Here is a 14,559-nt window from a genome sequence, read left to right on the forward strand (position 1 = left end):
CCGGAGTCAGTCAGCGTGGCGGGGGCGCAGCAGCAGGCCGACGACGCGATACTGGGCCCCCTGACACTCACATGTCCGCCCGCACCCGCAACGCGGCCACGGGGCAGACGCCGGCGCCGGCCATCGCGGCTTCCTGCTTGTCCGCCGATACCTGCCGGTCCTCGTACGCGAAGGTCACATAGCCGTCCTCGTCAAGACCGTAGACCGTCGGCGCCCGCTCTCCGCAGAGTCCGTGCCCCTCACAGCTCTCACGGACCACCTCGATCCGCATCAGGCCGCCTTCCCCGTGACGAGCCGGACGGGGATCTCGGCATACGTGTTCACCATCGCGTTCTCCGCGATCACCGGATCGCCGGTGAGCTCGATGCGCTCGACGGAATCGAGAAGCGCGTGGATCAGGGCGTGCAACTCGAGGCGGGCGACACCCTGGCCGGCGCAGGTGTGCGTGCCGTAGCCGAATCCGAGGTGGTCGATCGGATTCCGGCGGAAGTCGAACTCGTCCGCGCGCTCCCACTTCCGCTCGTCACGGTTCGCGGAGGCGACGAGCGGCCACACCCGAGCACCCCGCGGGATGGTCACCCCGCCGAGTTCCGTATCGCGCGTGGCGACACGGGTGAAGCCCCGGAAGGGACTCTCGTACCGGACGAGTTCGTTGATCGTGGAGGCCACCAGGCCGGGCTCGGCACGCAGCGCGGCCCACTGGTCCGGGCGCTCGGCGAAGATGACGAGCAGATGACCGATCGCCGAGGCCGTGGTCTCCAGCGAGGGATTGATGTAGTCGATGAACAGCAGCGGGCACTTCTCCGGGGGAATGACGCCCTCGTCGGCAGCCTCGAGCATGGCCGCGCTGAGGGAGCCCGGCGCGACCTCCCGGTTCTCGGCGAGTTCATGAGTGAACCGGACCATGCTCTGCGTCATCTCCAGGTTTTGGGGAGTGCGCTCCGTGACCGGGCCCAGCAGGTCGCCGCCCACCTTCGCCCACTCGTAGAGGTGGTCACGATTGCGTTCGGGCAGTCCGAGGAAGTCGGGGATGACCGACATCGGCATCGCCTCGGCCAGCTCCCTGACACCTTCGATCTCGCCCTTGGACACGACGTCCGCGACGAGGCTTCGCGCCTTCTGGGCGATCTCCTCGCCACGGCCGCGTATGACACGGGGCTTCAGTCCGTCCGCGACGACGGAGCGCAGCAGGTCGTGCTCCGGCGGGTCGCTGACGAGCGTGGTGCCTCGGATCATCTGGTTCAGCTCGGGATTGAATCCCACGCCTTCGCCGGAAATGAACGACGTGTGGTCCGCCAGCGCGGCTTTCACCTCGGCGTAACGCGTGACCGCGTACGTGTCCGGTTCACGCAGCCGGACAACAGGACCCAGCTCCCGCAACTGCCGGTACTGCTCGTAGCGGGTGCGCTGATCCGACGTCGCGAACATGTCGACATCCGTCATCGGCGGGACTGTCACGATTCCTCCTCGAACTACGCGGCGATACTCGGCGAACCCGGCCTGGATGTCATGTCACGAGTTTCCTGGCGACGTTTCCGACGAGTTCACCACTCGTCGGGAGCCGCTCCTGGCACCAGCCGTTCCACCCTCCTGAAAGGACTTTCGATATCTCAGATTGACAGCTCTGATATGTCACAGCCTAGGATGCATGCCTCAAGAGTCGAAAGAGGCAGCATCGACAGGGCAGTCGGTCAGCAGGGCAGGCATGATCACCAGGTCGATGAAGCGCGTCGCGTAGTCCATGTCGAGGTAGGCACCCTCGGTCAGCGGCCGGGCCATCAGCGCGACGAACACCAGCTGCGGCAGGAATTCGACGGCGGCCGGCCGGGCGGTCAGTTCACCGCGTTGGACGGCCCGTTCCACGAATCCGTCCAGAGCGGCGGACTCGGGTTCGACGAGCGACGTGCGCATGGCCGATGCGAGTTCCGGGTCGATGAGCACGGCGTGGGCGAGTGCCGCCAACAACTCGGTGTCCCGCTGCACATCCGCCACCAGTTGGCCGCACAGGGCCAGCAGGTCACCGCGCAACGTGCCGGTGTCGATGGCGCCTGTGTCCACCCGCCGCGTGGCGTACAGCGCGGCCACGATCATCTGCGGCTTGCCGCGCCAGATGCGGTACAGCGTGGCCTTGCTGCAGCGGGCCCGGACCGCCACCGCGTCCATGGTCATGGCCTCGTAGCCCATCTCACGCATCACGTCGAGGGCGGTGGTGAGAAGTTCGACCCACCGCTCGGCCGTCATTCGCTTGCGGCGTATCGGCTGGTCCTGCATATGAGTGCCTCACCGATTACTCGTGGCCGAACGGACCGGGTCCGTGACGAAGGTCTCGACGAGGTCGACGAATTCCTCTGGTGTGGTGTTCTGCAGGTCGTGCCGGCCACCGGGAACCAGCCGGAACTCCCCCTCGGGCAGGGCCGTGCGGAAGGTCTCCTCCAGGGACGGCTTCAGGACCTCGTCGTCGGTGCCGAGAAGCCCCAGTACCGGGATCCCGCGCTCACGTACGACGGCGATCGCCTCGGTGGCGTCCAGGTCCGGGGTTGTCTGTTGGATCATCCGCATCCGGTTCGCCATCTGGTGCGCGACGTACGCGGGGGTTGCCCACGGCTTGTTGGGGTGGATCGCAGGAGTGCCGGTCGGCAGAGGGTAACGGTCCTCCGGTCGGCTCGGCGCCATGGACGCTTCGAGGATGATGCCCTGCACCCGGTCCGGGATCCTCGCGGCCATGTGCAGCGCGTTGGCGCCGCCCATGGAGGTGGCCAGCAGGACGAACGGCCCCTCGACGAGGTGCCCGATCGCCTCGGCCAACAACGCACCGATCTCGCTCTGGGGCATCGGTCGGGACACGTCCGTCTGGTCGCCCCAGCCGGGGGGGTTGATCTCCACGACCCGGTACCGCTCGGCCAGGCGGTCCTTGGCGGTGGACATCTCCAGGCCGGCGGAACCGGGCAGTGACACGATGGTGCCGAGGGGGGCCGCGCGGGCGGCTTCGGCGTAGTGCAGGGTGAATTCACCGGCCGGGACCGTTGCCCGGGTAAAGGCGGCTCCGGGCTGCGGGACGGGTGGCTGCGTGGCGGAGTAGGCAGCGGGTTCGGTCCGGGTCAGCGCGGCGGCCAGGGCGTCGATCAGTGCGGGAAGGTCCTCCGCCCTCGCCGCGGTGCCGAAGAGGTAGAAGTCCGGGCGGCTGAGGTAGGCGACCAGGCCGTTCTCGTCCAGGAAGCTTCGGTAGGTGCCGTCGACGTCCTCGACGTGGTCCGGACCGAGGACGACGACATGAACGCCCAGTCGCTCCAGCAGGCTGGTGTGGGCCGGTGTCAGCGACTCCGCGACCGGGACCCGGCTGACCAGTTGGAAACCGAAGCCGACGAGATCGTCGAGCAGCCCGCTGCGCTCCCCGATACGGACGCGCCCCTGCGGACTCAGCGAGCCGGCCAGCGGAGCCAGGCCGCCCTCGGGCGTGTCCCGCAGGAATCCGGTCGTCAGCGAAGACGCGGACGGGAGTGGCCCCTCGCCGCTGCACAGGAAGGCGTCGCGGGCGGCGGCCTTGTCCGGGTCCGTCTCCGCGGCCAGGGCCCACCCCATCAGCGAAGCCTGGATGATGGGGGCGACGTGGGCGAGCCGCTCCGGCCCATAGGTGTCGAGAACCGAGTCGGAGGCCCTGCCGTCGAGCACGAGGTCGAGACGCCACGCGAGGTTGATGGCATCCCGCATCGCGCTGCACGATCCCTGCGCCCCGGAGGGGGTCATGAGATGGGCGGCGTCACCACCGAGGAAGACGTTGCCCACCCGCATCCGGTCGGCGATCTCGGAGCGGAACCGATAGGTGACATGCCGCGTGATGCGCACCGACTGCGCTTCGATGCCGGTCTTGTCCCGCAGGAAGGGGGCGGGAACGTAGCGGCGGAACCGCGTGGCGTGCTGCACGTCGGTCTCAGACGGTTTCGGCATGATGACTCCCTCCGACGACGCCCAGGCCGGCGAGGTCGTCAACGACCGCGAGGCTTCGCGGGAAGGCCGGGGCGGCCTCGGCGGACTCCGTTGTCGCTGTCACGGCGCCCTTCGTTTCACTTTTGGTCCGCAAAGTGGACCGGTGAACCGTAATGAGGACCTGTCAGCAACTTAGGCCCGGCATTTCGGAAGCGTCAAGCGACAGTTCACGGGAACGTCGCGGCACAAACCGGCCGGACGAAGGACCGCACCGCGGATGCCGCCGGGATCGCGGCGCCATGCGCCAGAAATTGAGCACGGCGGTGAATGCGTGAGAGCGGTCCGCCAACGCCGGAGCGGCCTGACCCACGGCCTGACATCCGGGTTCGGCGCGGGTCACGGGGACCAGTTTGGCCAGGGCGTCGCGGACGACGTCCTCCTTGCCGGAGCGGGCCGTCCAGGTGGCCGAGATGGCGATGGCCATGGGAGGTACTCCTCAGCGTTTCCTTGTACGGGGTCCACCCTGCGGTCCACGTCGAGCTCCCGCTCGGTGCGGCTCGCGAGCCCCGGAGGCGCCCTTCCCATCCGCTTGACGCTTCCGGAATGCCGGGCCTAAGTTTGCTGGCAGGTCCTTATTACGGTCCACTGGTCCATTCTACGGACCAAAAGTGAAACGAAGGGCGCCATGACAGCGACAACGGAGTCCGCCGAGCCCGGCCCGGCCTTCCTGCAAGGCGTACGCGTCCTGGATGTGACCGGGGCCCTGGCCGGCCCTTACTGCACGACCATCCTGTCCGACCTCGGCGCTGACGTCCTCAAGATCGAACCGGTCAGGGGTGACGGCATGCGTGCCCGGCGCATGGGCCCGGATCGCAGGTCGATCCCCTTCGACCTGACCCACCGCGACAAGCAGAGCCTCGCGGTCGACATGAAGTCCCCCGCCGGCGCCGACATCGTGCGCTCCCTGGCACGACGCAGCGACGTCCTGGTGGAGAACTTCCGGGCGGGCGCGATGGCGCGGCTCGGACTGGGTTATGAGGATCTGCGGACGGAGTGCCCCGACCTCGTCTACTGCTCCATCTCCGGCTTCGGACAGTTCGGACCGATGCGCGACGCGAAGGGCATCGACCTGATCGCGCAGGCCTACAGCGGGCTCATGTCGGTGACCGGGACGGTAGACGGGCAACTGGCCAAGGCGGGCTTCCCCATATCCGACGTGGGCACCGGCATGTGGGGAGCGATCGGCGTCCTGGCCGCCCTGCTGCGCGCACGCGCCGGTGGCGGCGGCGCGTACATCGACGTCGCGCTCGCGGACTCGGTGGCCGCCTGGTCGCTGTGGGAGGTCGCCGACTACGTGGCGACCGGGGTGCAACCGGCCCCGCTGGGCACGGCACACCGCCTGGCCGCCCCCTACGAGGCGTTCACCTGCCAGGACGGCGCCACCCTCGTCCTCGGTGCGGTCGACCGGGCGTGGGATGCGCTCTGCGCCGTCCTGGAGCTCGATCTGCGCGACGATCCCCGCTTCGCCACCGAGTACGAACGCTTCCTGCACCGGGCGCCCCTCTCGGAGATCATCCAGGCCCGGTTCGCCACGGCTCCCCGGGATCACTGGATGGGCGCGCTGCGTGCTGCAGGGGTCCCCTGCGGTCCGGTCAACGGCATCAGCGACATCCTCACCGACGAACAGTTCGCCGCGCGCGGCCTGTTCGTCCACGACGAGGAGCGCTTCGCGGAGCCGACGATCGTGAACACCCCCATCGTCGCCGACGGGGCGCCACGCGCCCGTGGTCGCGCACCCGAACTGGGAGCGAACACCGTCGCGGTGCTGGCCGAGTTGGGATACGACGACGAGCGGATCGCCGCCCTGGTCGAGGGCGGTGTCGTCGGCGTGCCCGATGCCGACGAGGCCACGGCCGGCGCCGCTCACGCGAGGACTGAGGCGGCCACGTCGGCCGCCCGCAGCGCCGAGGCGCGCAAGTGAATCAGGAGGGCACCTTCATGACCACTGCGACACCCGCTTCACCGGCGGACTGGACGGACGGGCTCGGCCTCGCCCGGGTCCTGCACGGCGGTGGCCCCGTGGTCGCGCTGCGGCGGGACGGGGCGGCAAAGGCACGCCTCGCCCTGGTGGAGGGCCAGGTCTTCGACGACCTGCCCGCGCTGCTGGAGGCGGCCGAGGGCGATCCGGCGGCCATCGAGGGCGGCGCCGTGATCGACGCGCCGGACCATCGGCTGCTGAGCCCGGTCGGACGGCCCGGCAAGGTCATCTGCATCGGCCAGAACTATCTGGCACATGTGCACGAGGGCGGCCGGGACACGGGACCGGCTCACCCCGATCTCTTTCCGAAATGGCACACCTCGCTGACAGGGCCCTTCGCCGAGGTGGCGCTGCCACCGGAGTCGGACCAGATCGACTACGAGAGCGAGCTCGCCGTGGTCATCGGTGCCCATGCGCGTCGGATCGCGGCCGAGGACGCGGAGAGCGTGATCTTCGGGTACACCGCGGCCAACGACGTCTCCGTGCGTGACTTCCAGTTCCACACCACGCAGCGGGTCGCCGGCAAGGCGTGGGACGGTCTCACTCCCGTCGGCCCGGTCGTCGTGCCCGTCACGCGACTCGGTGGCGCACGGCCCGACCTCTCCATCAAGGGCACGCTCGACGGTGAGGTTCTCCAGGACGACCGCACCTCCTCACTCCTGTTCGGTGTACCGGAGTTGCTGGCCTACATCACCACCGTGATGACCCTGGAGCCGGGTGACCTGATCCTCACCGGCACCCCGTCGGGGGTGGGATTCGTACGCGAGCCGAAGGTGCTCCTGCGCGACGGCTCGGAGTTCGAAGTGCGCATCGAGGGGATCGGCGCGCTGCGCAACCGCTTTGTGGCCGAGAAGGTCGGATGACCGCGGTGACCGAGACCTCCTCGCCATGGATCCGCACCGAGGTACGGGACGCGGTCGGCACCGTGGAGATCGGCAACCCGGCCCGGCGCAACGCGCTGTCCGTGGCGATGATGACCGAACTGGCCGCCGCGCTACGGGCGATGGACGAGGACCAGGACGTACGTGTGGTCGTCGTCCGCGGCGCCGGCGAGCAAGTCTTCGTCTCCGGCGCGGACATCAGCGAGTTCCCGGGCCGCCAGGACGAGGCCGCGCGACAGGCGGCGGACGACGCGGCCACGGCGCTGTTCACGCAGCTGTCGGTGCTCTCGGTGCCCGTCATCGCTCGCATCCACGGCTACTGCCTGGGCGCGGGCATGGCCCTCGCCCTGGGCGCCGACCTGCGCTACGCGGACACCCGCAGTGTCCTGGCCATCCCGGCCGCCCGCCTGGGCGTCGGCTACCCCCTGGCACAGACCGCCGCGCTCGTCCAGACCGTGGGGCCGTCGGTCGCGAGCGACCTGCTGTTCACCGGACGCCGGCTACCGGCCGCCGAGGCACACGCCGTGGGACTGGTGGACCGGGTCGTCGAACCCGACGAGCTGGGAAAGGTCGTCGACGAACTCGCGGCCACCATTGCGGCGAACGCCCCCCTGTCCGTCCGCGCCGCCAAGGCGTCCGTACGAGCCGTCCGCCGCCTGAGCGAAGGCGACGAAGCGGCGGGCAGCGCCGCGCTGGGCCAGGCGATCGAGGCCGTCGCCCGCTGCCGTACCTCCGACGACCTCCGTGAAGGCGCCCTCGCCTTCCTGGAGAAGCGGCCCCCGCACTTCACCGGCCGCTGACACCCACCGCACGATCGACGACGGGAGCACCTCGGCATGGGGACATCACTGAAGGGCCGGACCGTCGTGATGTCCGGCGGCAGCCGTGGCATCGGGCTGGCCATACTCACCGCCGCGGCCCGCGAGGGCGCCAACGCCGTGCTCCTGGCCAAGACCGACACACCCGATCCGAGGCTGCCGGGCACCGTGCACACGGCGGTCGCCGAGATCGAGGCCGCCGGCGGATCCGCCGTCGCGGTGGTCGGCGATGTCCGTGAGGAGGCCGACGTCGAGCGCGCGGTCGCCACCGCGGTGGACCGGTTCGGGGGCGTCGACATCTGCGTCAACAACGCCAGCGCCCTCGATGTACGCGGAACCGAGGAACTGCCCGTCAAGCGCTTCGACCTCATGCAGTCGGTCAACAGCAGGGGCACGTTCCTGCTGACCCGGGCCTGCCTGCCGTATCTGAAGCAGTCCGACCACGCCCACATCCTGACCCTGTCACCGCCGCTCAACCTCGCCCCGCGCTGGCTCGGCGCCCACCCCGCCTACACCCTGTCGAAGTACGGGATGACGCTGCTCACCCTCGGCTGGGCGGCCGAGTTCGCGGAGGACGGGATCGCCGCGAACTGCCTGTGGCCGCAGACCATGATCGCGACCGCCGCGGTGGCCAACGTCCTCGACGGCGAGAGCCTGCTCTCCCGGTCACGCAGCCCCGAGATCATGGCGGACGCGGCCCTCGCCGTGCTCTCCCGCCCATCGCGTGAACAGACCGGCCGGACCCTCGTCGACGCCGACGTCCTGGCCGAAGCCGGGCACCCGGATCTCGCCCGGTACGGCGGGGGACAGCATCCGGAGCTCGACCTCTTCGTGGATCCCCCGCAGGCGGGATGATCGTCCGGTCGTGCGGGCGGAACCGGGGCTCCGGGGCCGGCCGATCGTGGAGGACATGTCGTGGTCCGGATGCCGTCGCGCGCGCCGCATGGACGACGGAGTCTCGTGGACCGGGTTCAGAACATGGTGTTGTCGTTCGCCGACGTTTCCGGCACGGACTGGATCACGTCCCAGTGCTCGACGATCTTCCCCTTCCGAAGACGGAAGATGTCCACGATCGCCGAGCCGCGATCGCCGATCCCGAGGGCGGAATACTGGTGGATGACCACCAGGTCACCCTCGGCGAAGATCCTCTTCGGTTCGGCCGTCAGGTTCGGGAACTGCTGGAAGAGCGCTCCCAGCCCAGCCTTCGCACCGGCAGGACCGTTCGGGATGGTGGCGTTGTGCTGGTCGTACTCCACGGGATCCACGTAGGTGTCGATGGCGGACAGGTCTTTGCGGCCGAAGAGCTGGTTGTAGTAGTCCGTCACCACCTTCTTGTTGTACGCGGTGTGGGACCGCGGTCCCGGGTAGGGGCTCCGGGGCTGACTGATCGTGGAGAACATGTCGTTGCCGTTGACGGAGGTCGCCGGCACGTCCTGGCGCACGTCCCAGTGCTCGGCGATCTTCCCGCCCTCGAAGCGGTACAGGTCGACGACGGCGCTGCCGCGGGTGCCCGGCGTCAGGACGACATGGGAGTGCACCATCACCAGGTCGCCCTCGGAGATGACCCGCTTGATGTCGTACGTGGCGTCCGGGTACTGCTGGTGGACGGTGACGGCGAGGTTCTTCAGCGCCTGCGTGCCGTCGGGGAGCGTCGGGTCGTGCTGGATCAGGTCCGGGCGGATGTACCGGTCGACGACCTTGGTGTCTCCCCGCTCGTACACCCCTTTGAGGACGAGGGCAGCGACGGACTTCTGGTAGGCGAGGCGGGCGCCGTCGCCGTGGTCCGGAGTCGCGTCAGGGCTGACTGGCCAGGCGGTGACGGCCGACGGGGTGGCCGCGACGGCGGGCACGGCGGTGACAGCGGTCAGGGTGGCCGCCACGAACGTGGCGGCGAGGATGCTTCGGGCTGATGCGATAGGGGTCACGGTGCTCGAGTCTCCTTGTGTGCCGAGGCAGGGAGTGCGGGCGGAACGTCCTGTCGCCCGCTGAAGCGCGGGACGGACTCACAGGCACCGAGGCCGTCCCGAAACGGAGATGGTCCAAATTTGGATTACGTGCCGTCACGCTACCATGTATTCCAACTTTGGAGTTTCTTTGGGCTGTGGCTCGAGTCACACGTGAGGCGGAGCGATGGAAGCGGAACCGACATGGCTCTCGCCCGAGGAGATGCGGCTGTGGCGGGCCTGGGTCGATGTCTCATGGCGCGTCGAACGCGAGGTGAGTGAACAGATCCGCCGCGACGCAGGCATCACGCACAACCAGTACGCCATCCTCACGGCGCTCTCTCAGCTGCCCGACCGCTCGGCGCGCATGTCCGCCATCTCCGAGGGGACGCACATTCCGCGCACCCGTCTGACCCACCAGATCGATCGGATGGAATGCGCCGGACTCATCCGCCGCCGCCCCTTCGCCGGCGACTCCCGCGTGGTGATGGTGGAACTCACCGACCAAGGAGCCGACCTGCTCACGCGCACGGCCCCCGGCCACGCCCGCACCGTTCGCTCAGCCCTGCTCGACGCGCTCGGCCCGGACGAGATCCGCACGCTGACCGGCCTCCTTGAGGCGAACACCGCCCACAGCGAGCCTGCCGCGCAGCGCCCCGACGGCGCGACCTGACGTCCCCCCGGCAGCAGTTGAGTGCGTCCGTGCAGTTCAGAGCCTTTTCTCAGCGGCGGGCGTCGAGAAGGGGCGCCTGTTCGTATGGCGCCGGACGCTCATCGCCGGCGCCGGCGAGCGCCACGGGTCACCCGGCGCCTCACTCTGGTGAGTTCGGGCGGGCGAGCCCCAGGTCGTAGGCGAGGATGACGGCCTGGATGCGGTCGCGGGCTCTCAGCTTGGCGAGGACACGACCGACATAGGTCTTCACGGTGGACTCCGAGAGCACCAGATGCTCGGCGATCTCACCGTTGGTCCAGCCCTGACCGATGGCGACGAAGATCTCCCGTTCGCGTTCGGTCAGCGAGCGGACCCTGGGGTCGTCGTCCGGTGTGCGGCTGGGCGTCGCCCCGGGCAGGTGCTGGGCGTAGGTGTCCAGGAGTCGGCGGGTGAGGGCCGGGGCGATGACGGCATCGCCGCCCGCGACCGCGCGGATCCCGGCGAGGAGTTCATCGGGTTGGGCGTCCTTGAGGAGGAAGCCGCTGGCTCCCGCACGCAGGGCCGAGTGGGCGTACTCGTCCAGGTCGAAGGTGGTGAGGACGAGGACTCGGGAGCGGCCGCCGGAGGCGACGATGCGGCGGGTGGCCTCGATGCCGTCCATGCCGGGCATCCGGACGTCCATCAGGATCACGTCAGGACGGAGTTCGGCGGCCAAACGGACGGCCTCACCGCCGTGTTCCGCCTCACCGACGACCTCGGTACCGGGAGAACTCTCCAGGAGCATGCGGAAGCCGAAGCGCTGCAGCGGCTGGTCGTCCACGATGAGCACGGTCGTCACTCCGCACCACCCGCGTGGGAAGGACGAGCGAGACCGGTGATCGGGGTGAGGTCGAGGACGGCCCGCACCGCCCAGCCTCCGCCGGGAGCCGGTCCGGCGGTGACGGTCCCGTGTACAGGGCGGCACGTTCTCTCATACCGGTGAGACCTTGTCCTTCGTCGCGGGGTTCTTCGGAACGGGCGGCTCCCTGGACGGGGCCGGTGTCCTGGACGTCGATGCGCAGTTCCCGGTCCCCGGCGGTCACCGCCAGGTCGACTCGCGTATCGCGTCCCGCGTGTTTGAGGGTGTTGGTGAGCGCTTCCTGGACGATGCGGTAGACGGTCAGCTGGACACCACGGTCGAGGCTGTCCAGGTCGCCGCTGGTGCGGTAGACGACCTGCGGACCGGCGCCACGGATACGGGCGCACAGGGCGTCGATGTCCACGATGCGCGGCTGCGGGCTGAGCCGGGCGGTGTCGGAGGCGGCGCGCTGGTCACGCAGGACACCGAGTGTGCGGCGCAGTTCCCCCAGTGCCTGGCGTCCGGTGTCTCCGATCATGAGCAGGGCCTGTTTGCCGCGTTCGGGGGTGAGGTCGGCCGCCCGTGCGCCGCCGTCCGCGAGGGTGATGATGACGGAGAGGTTGTGGCCGACGATGTCGTGCATCTCGCGGGCGACCCGGGTGCGTTCGGTGGCGGCGGCCAGCTGGCTGCGCTGGTCGCGTTCGATCTCCAGGCGGGCCGCGCGGTCGTGCAGGGCCGCCAGCTGGGCCCGCCGCACCCGTACGGCGAGACCCAGCGCGACCGCGGCGACGACGGTGGTACCGAGGAAGAACACCCCGTCCACGAGCGACACTTCGCCCCTCAGCCGCACGACGACCAGCCCCAGGGCGGCCGTCGGCGCGGCGCAGGCCACGGGCAGATGGCGCGGCCGCCCGCGCAGCGCGAGGTGGTAGAGGGCGATCAGCATGGCCATGCCGGCGCGTAGCCAGACGCCCAGAGCGCACTGGACGAGAAACACCGCGGCGATCACGGTGAAGGTCAGGGTCGGCCTTCTGCGCCGCCACAGCAGCGGGAGCAGCAGGCCCGCCTGCAGCGCGATCGTCCCCGGCCAGGGCAGGCTGGTGAAGTCGACGTCGAATTCCTCCGGCTGCTCCGGGGAGATCAGGTCGGGCAGGCAGAGCATGGGGATCAGGACGACGACCAGTCCGGCGTCCAGCAGCCACGGACGCTTGCGGTCGATCTCCCTGAGGCGCTCCCCGATACAGGACGCCCGCCTGACCAGGGGGTGGTCCCACCTGGCCTCGGTTCCTCCCGGTGACGGGTGGGAGGCCGTCCCTTGCCGGGTGGCGTCGTCAGTGCTCATGGGGTGTCCCCTGTCCCTCGTGGCTCACAACGGCCGGGCGGTGCGGTACCGGCCAGGCCGGTACCGCACCGCTCGAGCGGAAGGGCCGCGTCACGCATCGGCGCGCTTCAGACGGTACGCGGCGCCTGCCAGGGCGAGCGCGGTCCAGCCGAGGAGGACCACGAGGGCGCCGCCGGCTGAAAGGCTCGCCGCGTCGTGGGTCAGCGAGTACAGCGACTCGCCCGCGTTGCTGGGCAGGAACTTGCTGACGTCGTCCTCCCACGAGTTGGGCAGCAGCGAGGTCAGCCCGGGCACCAGCATCAGCAGGCCGACCAGCGCGGCGATGCCGCCCGCGACGGAGCGGAGCAGCGCGCCCAGCGCGGTGCCGATCACGCCGATCAGACCGAGGTAGAGGCCGGCGCCCAACAGGCTGCGGACGACACCGGAGTCGGAGAGCGAGAGTTCGGCCTCGGTGCCGGACACCAGTTGGTTCCCGATGAGGAAGGCGACGACGGCGCCGATGGTGCCGAGGGCGAACGTGACCAGGCCGTAGTCCGTCGCCTTCGACCACAGCACCGGCAGCCGGCGCGGGACGGCGGCGAGCGTGGAGCGGATCATGCCGGTGGAGTACTCGCCTGCGGTGACCAGCACGCCCAGGATGCCGAACGCCATCTGCGCGACGGAGATACCGAACAGGGACAGGCCCAGCGCGTCGCTGTTGCTCAGGTCGCCGCCCGGGCCGCCGTCGTCGAGGCCGCTGCCGGACCCGTACTGAGCGGCGGCGATGACACCGAACGAGATCAGCAGCACCAGGCCCACGGCCAGGGTGATCCAGGTGGAACGGAGGGTCCACAGTTTGGCCCACTCCGAGCGCAGCACCCGAAGCCCGGTGACCTTGTACCGCGGACGTGCCGGCCGCGCGGCCTCGGGCGAGGGCGCGGACTCGCTGTGGGTCTCGGTCATCGTGCTCATGCCGCCCTCCCAGGGGTGTCGACGGTGGCGGCGCCGTGGTACTCGACGGCGTCGTGGGTCAGTTCCATGAATGCCTGTTCCAGGGAGACGGTCCTGGAGCTGAGCTCGAACAGGGGGATGCCGTGCTCGGCGGCCTTGAGGCCGATGTCACGCGCGGACAGGCCGGTGACGTGCAGCTGCTCGGAGCCGACCTCGCCGGTGATCTCGACACCGGGTCCGGAGAGGACCTCCCGCAGGCGGGCGGGCTGGTCGCTGGCCACGGTCACGGCGTCCCCGCCGTACTGGCGCACCAGCTCCTGCACGGTGGTGTCGGCCAGCAGGCGTCCGCGCCCGACGATGATCAGGTGATCGGCGACCAGTGCCATCTCGCTCATGAGGTGGGAGGAGACGAAGACGGTACGGCCCTCTTCGGCGAGCCCGGTGAGCAGGTTGCGGATCCACAGCACACCGTCCGGGTCCAGCCCGTTGACCGGTTCGTCGAGCATGACGGTGGCCGGATCGCCCAGCAGCGCCGCGGCGATGCCCAGCCGCTGCCCCATGCCGAGGGAGAAGGCGCCGGCACGCTTCTTGGCCACGGCCTGCAGACCGGTCAGCTCGATGACCTCATCCACCCGGCGGCGCGGAATCCCGTGGGTGTGGGCCAGCACCATCAGATGGTCGAACGCGGACCGGCCCGGATGGATCGACTTGGCCTCCAACAGCGCGCCGATCTCCTGCAACGGCGCGGTGTGCCGCGCATAACGCTTGCCGTTGACCGTCACGCTGCCCCCGGACGGTGCGTCCAGTCCGACGATCATGCGCATGGTGGTCGACTTGCCGGCCCCGTTCGGGCCGAGGAACCCGGTGACGGTGCCGGGCTTGACGACGAAGTCCAGGCGGTCGACCGCCGTCTTCTCGCCGTACCGCTTCGTCAGTTGCTGTGCCTCGATCATGGTCGCTACCTCGCGTCTGGCTACCGGCCCCTGCGGGCTTCGTTCACCAGAAACGCTAGGAGTCGGGCGACCGTGAAACCTGGTACCCAGGGGAGCAATGACGCGGTCGCGGGGGGGGCCGCGGGGCCCCCCCCCCCCCCCCCCCCCCCCCGCGCGGCCGCGCCCCCCCCCCCCCCCCCCACGGGCTGCCTGGCGTGCTCGGCGTGCCGGGCGTGCCCGACGGCGGTGCGCCGGGGGTCG

The 14,559-nt window shown here is 69.9% G+C and carries 15 protein-coding genes; 5 read left to right on the top strand and 10 right to left on the bottom strand.

Features of this window, described 5'->3' with window-relative positions; all coding sequences use genetic code 11:
• Nucleotides 1-67 precede the first annotated feature (67 nt).
• From ACFY1U_RS49905 to ACFY1U_RS49925, 5 genes are all read right to left on the bottom strand, one after another.
• Entirely contained in the window at nt 68-271 is a 204-nt protein-coding gene (locus tag ACFY1U_RS49905) for a ferredoxin (RefSeq protein ID WP_390700762.1), read from the bottom strand.
• Nucleotides 271-1,443, bottom strand: coding sequence for a cytochrome P450 (locus ACFY1U_RS49910; protein ID WP_390700763.1), 1,173 nt, complete (start codon nt 1,441-1,443; stop codon nt 271-273). The genes ACFY1U_RS49905 and ACFY1U_RS49910 overlap by 1 nt, the downstream gene beginning before the upstream one ends.
• 210 nt (nt 1,444-1,653) lie before the next feature.
• On the bottom strand, nt 1,654-2,241 hold the full coding sequence (locus ACFY1U_RS49915) for a TetR/AcrR family transcriptional regulator (RefSeq protein WP_390700764.1): 588 nt from the start codon (nt 2,239-2,241) through the stop codon (nt 1,654-1,656).
• A gap of 39 nt (nt 2,242-2,280) precedes the next feature.
• Nucleotides 2,281-3,987, bottom strand: coding sequence for an alpha/beta fold hydrolase (locus tag ACFY1U_RS49920; RefSeq protein WP_390700765.1), 1,707 nt, complete (start codon nt 3,985-3,987; stop codon nt 2,281-2,283).
• Nucleotides 3,988-4,108: 121 nt separating this feature from the next.
• Entirely contained in the window at nt 4,109-4,408 is a 300-nt protein-coding gene (locus ACFY1U_RS49925) for a putative quinol monooxygenase (RefSeq protein WP_390700766.1), read from the bottom strand.
• A gap of 201 nt (nt 4,409-4,609) precedes the next feature.
• Between ACFY1U_RS49925 and ACFY1U_RS49930 the strand changes: the two genes are divergently transcribed.
• Genes ACFY1U_RS49930 through ACFY1U_RS49945 form a run of 4 tightly spaced genes read left to right on the top strand, consistent with a single transcriptional unit; the run spans nt 4,610 to nt 8,516 of the window.
• Complete coding sequence (locus ACFY1U_RS49930; protein WP_390700767.1) at nt 4,610-5,905, top strand: CaiB/BaiF CoA transferase family protein; 1,296 nt, start codon at nt 4,610-4,612, stop codon at nt 5,903-5,905.
• Between the two features lie 17 nt (nt 5,906-5,922).
• The gene (locus tag ACFY1U_RS49935; RefSeq protein ID WP_390700768.1) at nt 5,923-6,825 is read left to right on the top strand and encodes a fumarylacetoacetate hydrolase family protein; all 903 of its coding nucleotides are present in this window, start codon (nt 5,923-5,925) and stop codon (nt 6,823-6,825) included.
• Nucleotides 6,822-7,643: an enoyl-CoA hydratase-related protein gene (locus tag ACFY1U_RS49940; protein ID WP_390700769.1), complete on the top strand. Its 822-nt coding sequence runs from the start codon at nt 6,822-6,824 to the stop codon at nt 7,641-7,643. The genes ACFY1U_RS49935 and ACFY1U_RS49940 overlap by 4 nt, the downstream gene beginning before the upstream one ends.
• Before the next feature lie 36 nt (nt 7,644-7,679).
• On the top strand, nt 7,680-8,516 hold the full coding sequence (locus tag ACFY1U_RS49945) for an SDR family oxidoreductase (protein WP_390700770.1): 837 nt from the start codon (nt 7,680-7,682) through the stop codon (nt 8,514-8,516).
• Between the two features lie 116 nt (nt 8,517-8,632).
• On the opposite strand, the gene ACFY1U_RS49950 is transcribed toward ACFY1U_RS49945, so the two are convergent.
• The gene (locus ACFY1U_RS49950) at nt 8,633-9,586 is read right to left on the bottom strand and encodes an ester cyclase (RefSeq protein WP_390700771.1); all 954 of its coding nucleotides are present in this window, start codon (nt 9,584-9,586) and stop codon (nt 8,633-8,635) included.
• A gap of 205 nt (nt 9,587-9,791) precedes the next feature.
• Between ACFY1U_RS49950 and ACFY1U_RS49955 the strand changes: the two genes are divergently transcribed.
• Complete coding sequence (locus ACFY1U_RS49955; protein ID WP_390700772.1) at nt 9,792-10,277, top strand: MarR family winged helix-turn-helix transcriptional regulator; 486 nt, start codon at nt 9,792-9,794, stop codon at nt 10,275-10,277.
• Between the two features lie 139 nt (nt 10,278-10,416).
• Here the strand turns inward: ACFY1U_RS49955 and ACFY1U_RS49960 are convergent, their stop codons facing one another.
• The 4 genes from ACFY1U_RS49960 to ACFY1U_RS49975 form a co-directional block, all read right to left on the bottom strand.
• The gene (locus ACFY1U_RS49960) at nt 10,417-11,094 is read right to left on the bottom strand and encodes a response regulator (protein ID WP_390700773.1); all 678 of its coding nucleotides are present in this window, start codon (nt 11,092-11,094) and stop codon (nt 10,417-10,419) included.
• Entirely contained in the window at nt 11,000-12,436 is a 1,437-nt protein-coding gene (locus ACFY1U_RS49965) for a sensor histidine kinase (protein WP_390700774.1), read from the bottom strand. The genes ACFY1U_RS49960 and ACFY1U_RS49965 overlap by 95 nt, the downstream gene beginning before the upstream one ends.
• Before the next feature lie 90 nt (nt 12,437-12,526).
• On the bottom strand, nt 12,527-13,387 hold the full coding sequence (locus ACFY1U_RS49970) for an ABC transporter permease (RefSeq protein WP_390700775.1): 861 nt from the start codon (nt 13,385-13,387) through the stop codon (nt 12,527-12,529).
• On the bottom strand, nt 13,384-14,319 hold the full coding sequence (locus ACFY1U_RS49975; protein ID WP_390700776.1) for an ATP-binding cassette domain-containing protein: 936 nt from the start codon (nt 14,317-14,319) through the stop codon (nt 13,384-13,386). The genes ACFY1U_RS49970 and ACFY1U_RS49975 overlap by 4 nt, the downstream gene beginning before the upstream one ends.
• Nucleotides 14,320-14,559 lie beyond the last annotated feature (240 nt).

Source organism: Streptomyces sp. NPDC001351 (genome assembly GCF_042896045.1).
In the GTDB taxonomy this organism is placed as follows: domain Bacteria; phylum Actinomycetota; class Actinomycetes; order Streptomycetales; family Streptomycetaceae; genus Streptomyces.

What these genes read in the sequence shown, in the direction of transcription:
- ACFY1U_RS49905 (WP_390700762.1), bottom strand. Translation starts at nt 271, where the DNA reads ATGCGGATCGAGGTGGTCCGTGAGAGCTGTGAGGGGCACGGACTCTGC.
- ACFY1U_RS49910 (WP_390700763.1), bottom strand. Translation starts at nt 1,443, where the DNA reads ATGACGGATGTCGACATGTTCGCGACGTCGGATCAGCGCACCCGCTAC.
- ACFY1U_RS49915 (WP_390700764.1), bottom strand. Translation starts at nt 2,241, where the DNA reads ATGACGGCCGAGCGGTGGGTCGAACTTCTCACCACCGCCCTCGACGTG.
- ACFY1U_RS49925 (WP_390700766.1), bottom strand. Translation starts at nt 4,408, where the DNA reads ATGGCCATCGCCATCTCGGCCACCTGGACGGCCCGCTCCGGCAAGGAG.
- ACFY1U_RS49930 (WP_390700767.1), top strand. Translation starts at nt 4,610, where the DNA reads ATGACAGCGACAACGGAGTCCGCCGAGCCCGGCCCGGCCTTCCTGCAA.
- ACFY1U_RS49935 (WP_390700768.1), top strand. Translation starts at nt 5,923, where the DNA reads ATGACCACTGCGACACCCGCTTCACCGGCGGACTGGACGGACGGGCTC.
- ACFY1U_RS49940 (WP_390700769.1), top strand. Translation starts at nt 6,822, where the DNA reads ATGACCGCGGTGACCGAGACCTCCTCGCCATGGATCCGCACCGAGGTA.
- ACFY1U_RS49945 (WP_390700770.1), top strand. Translation starts at nt 7,680, where the DNA reads ATGGGGACATCACTGAAGGGCCGGACCGTCGTGATGTCCGGCGGCAGC.
- ACFY1U_RS49955 (WP_390700772.1), top strand. Translation starts at nt 9,792, where the DNA reads ATGGAAGCGGAACCGACATGGCTCTCGCCCGAGGAGATGCGGCTGTGG.
- ACFY1U_RS49965 (WP_390700774.1), bottom strand. Translation starts at nt 12,436, where the DNA reads ATGAGCACTGACGACGCCACCCGGCAAGGGACGGCCTCCCACCCGTCA.
- ACFY1U_RS49970 (WP_390700775.1), bottom strand. Translation starts at nt 13,387, where the DNA reads ATGAGCACGATGACCGAGACCCACAGCGAGTCCGCGCCCTCGCCCGAG.
- ACFY1U_RS49975 (WP_390700776.1), bottom strand. Translation starts at nt 14,319, where the DNA reads ATGATCGAGGCACAGCAACTGACGAAGCGGTACGGCGAGAAGACGGCG.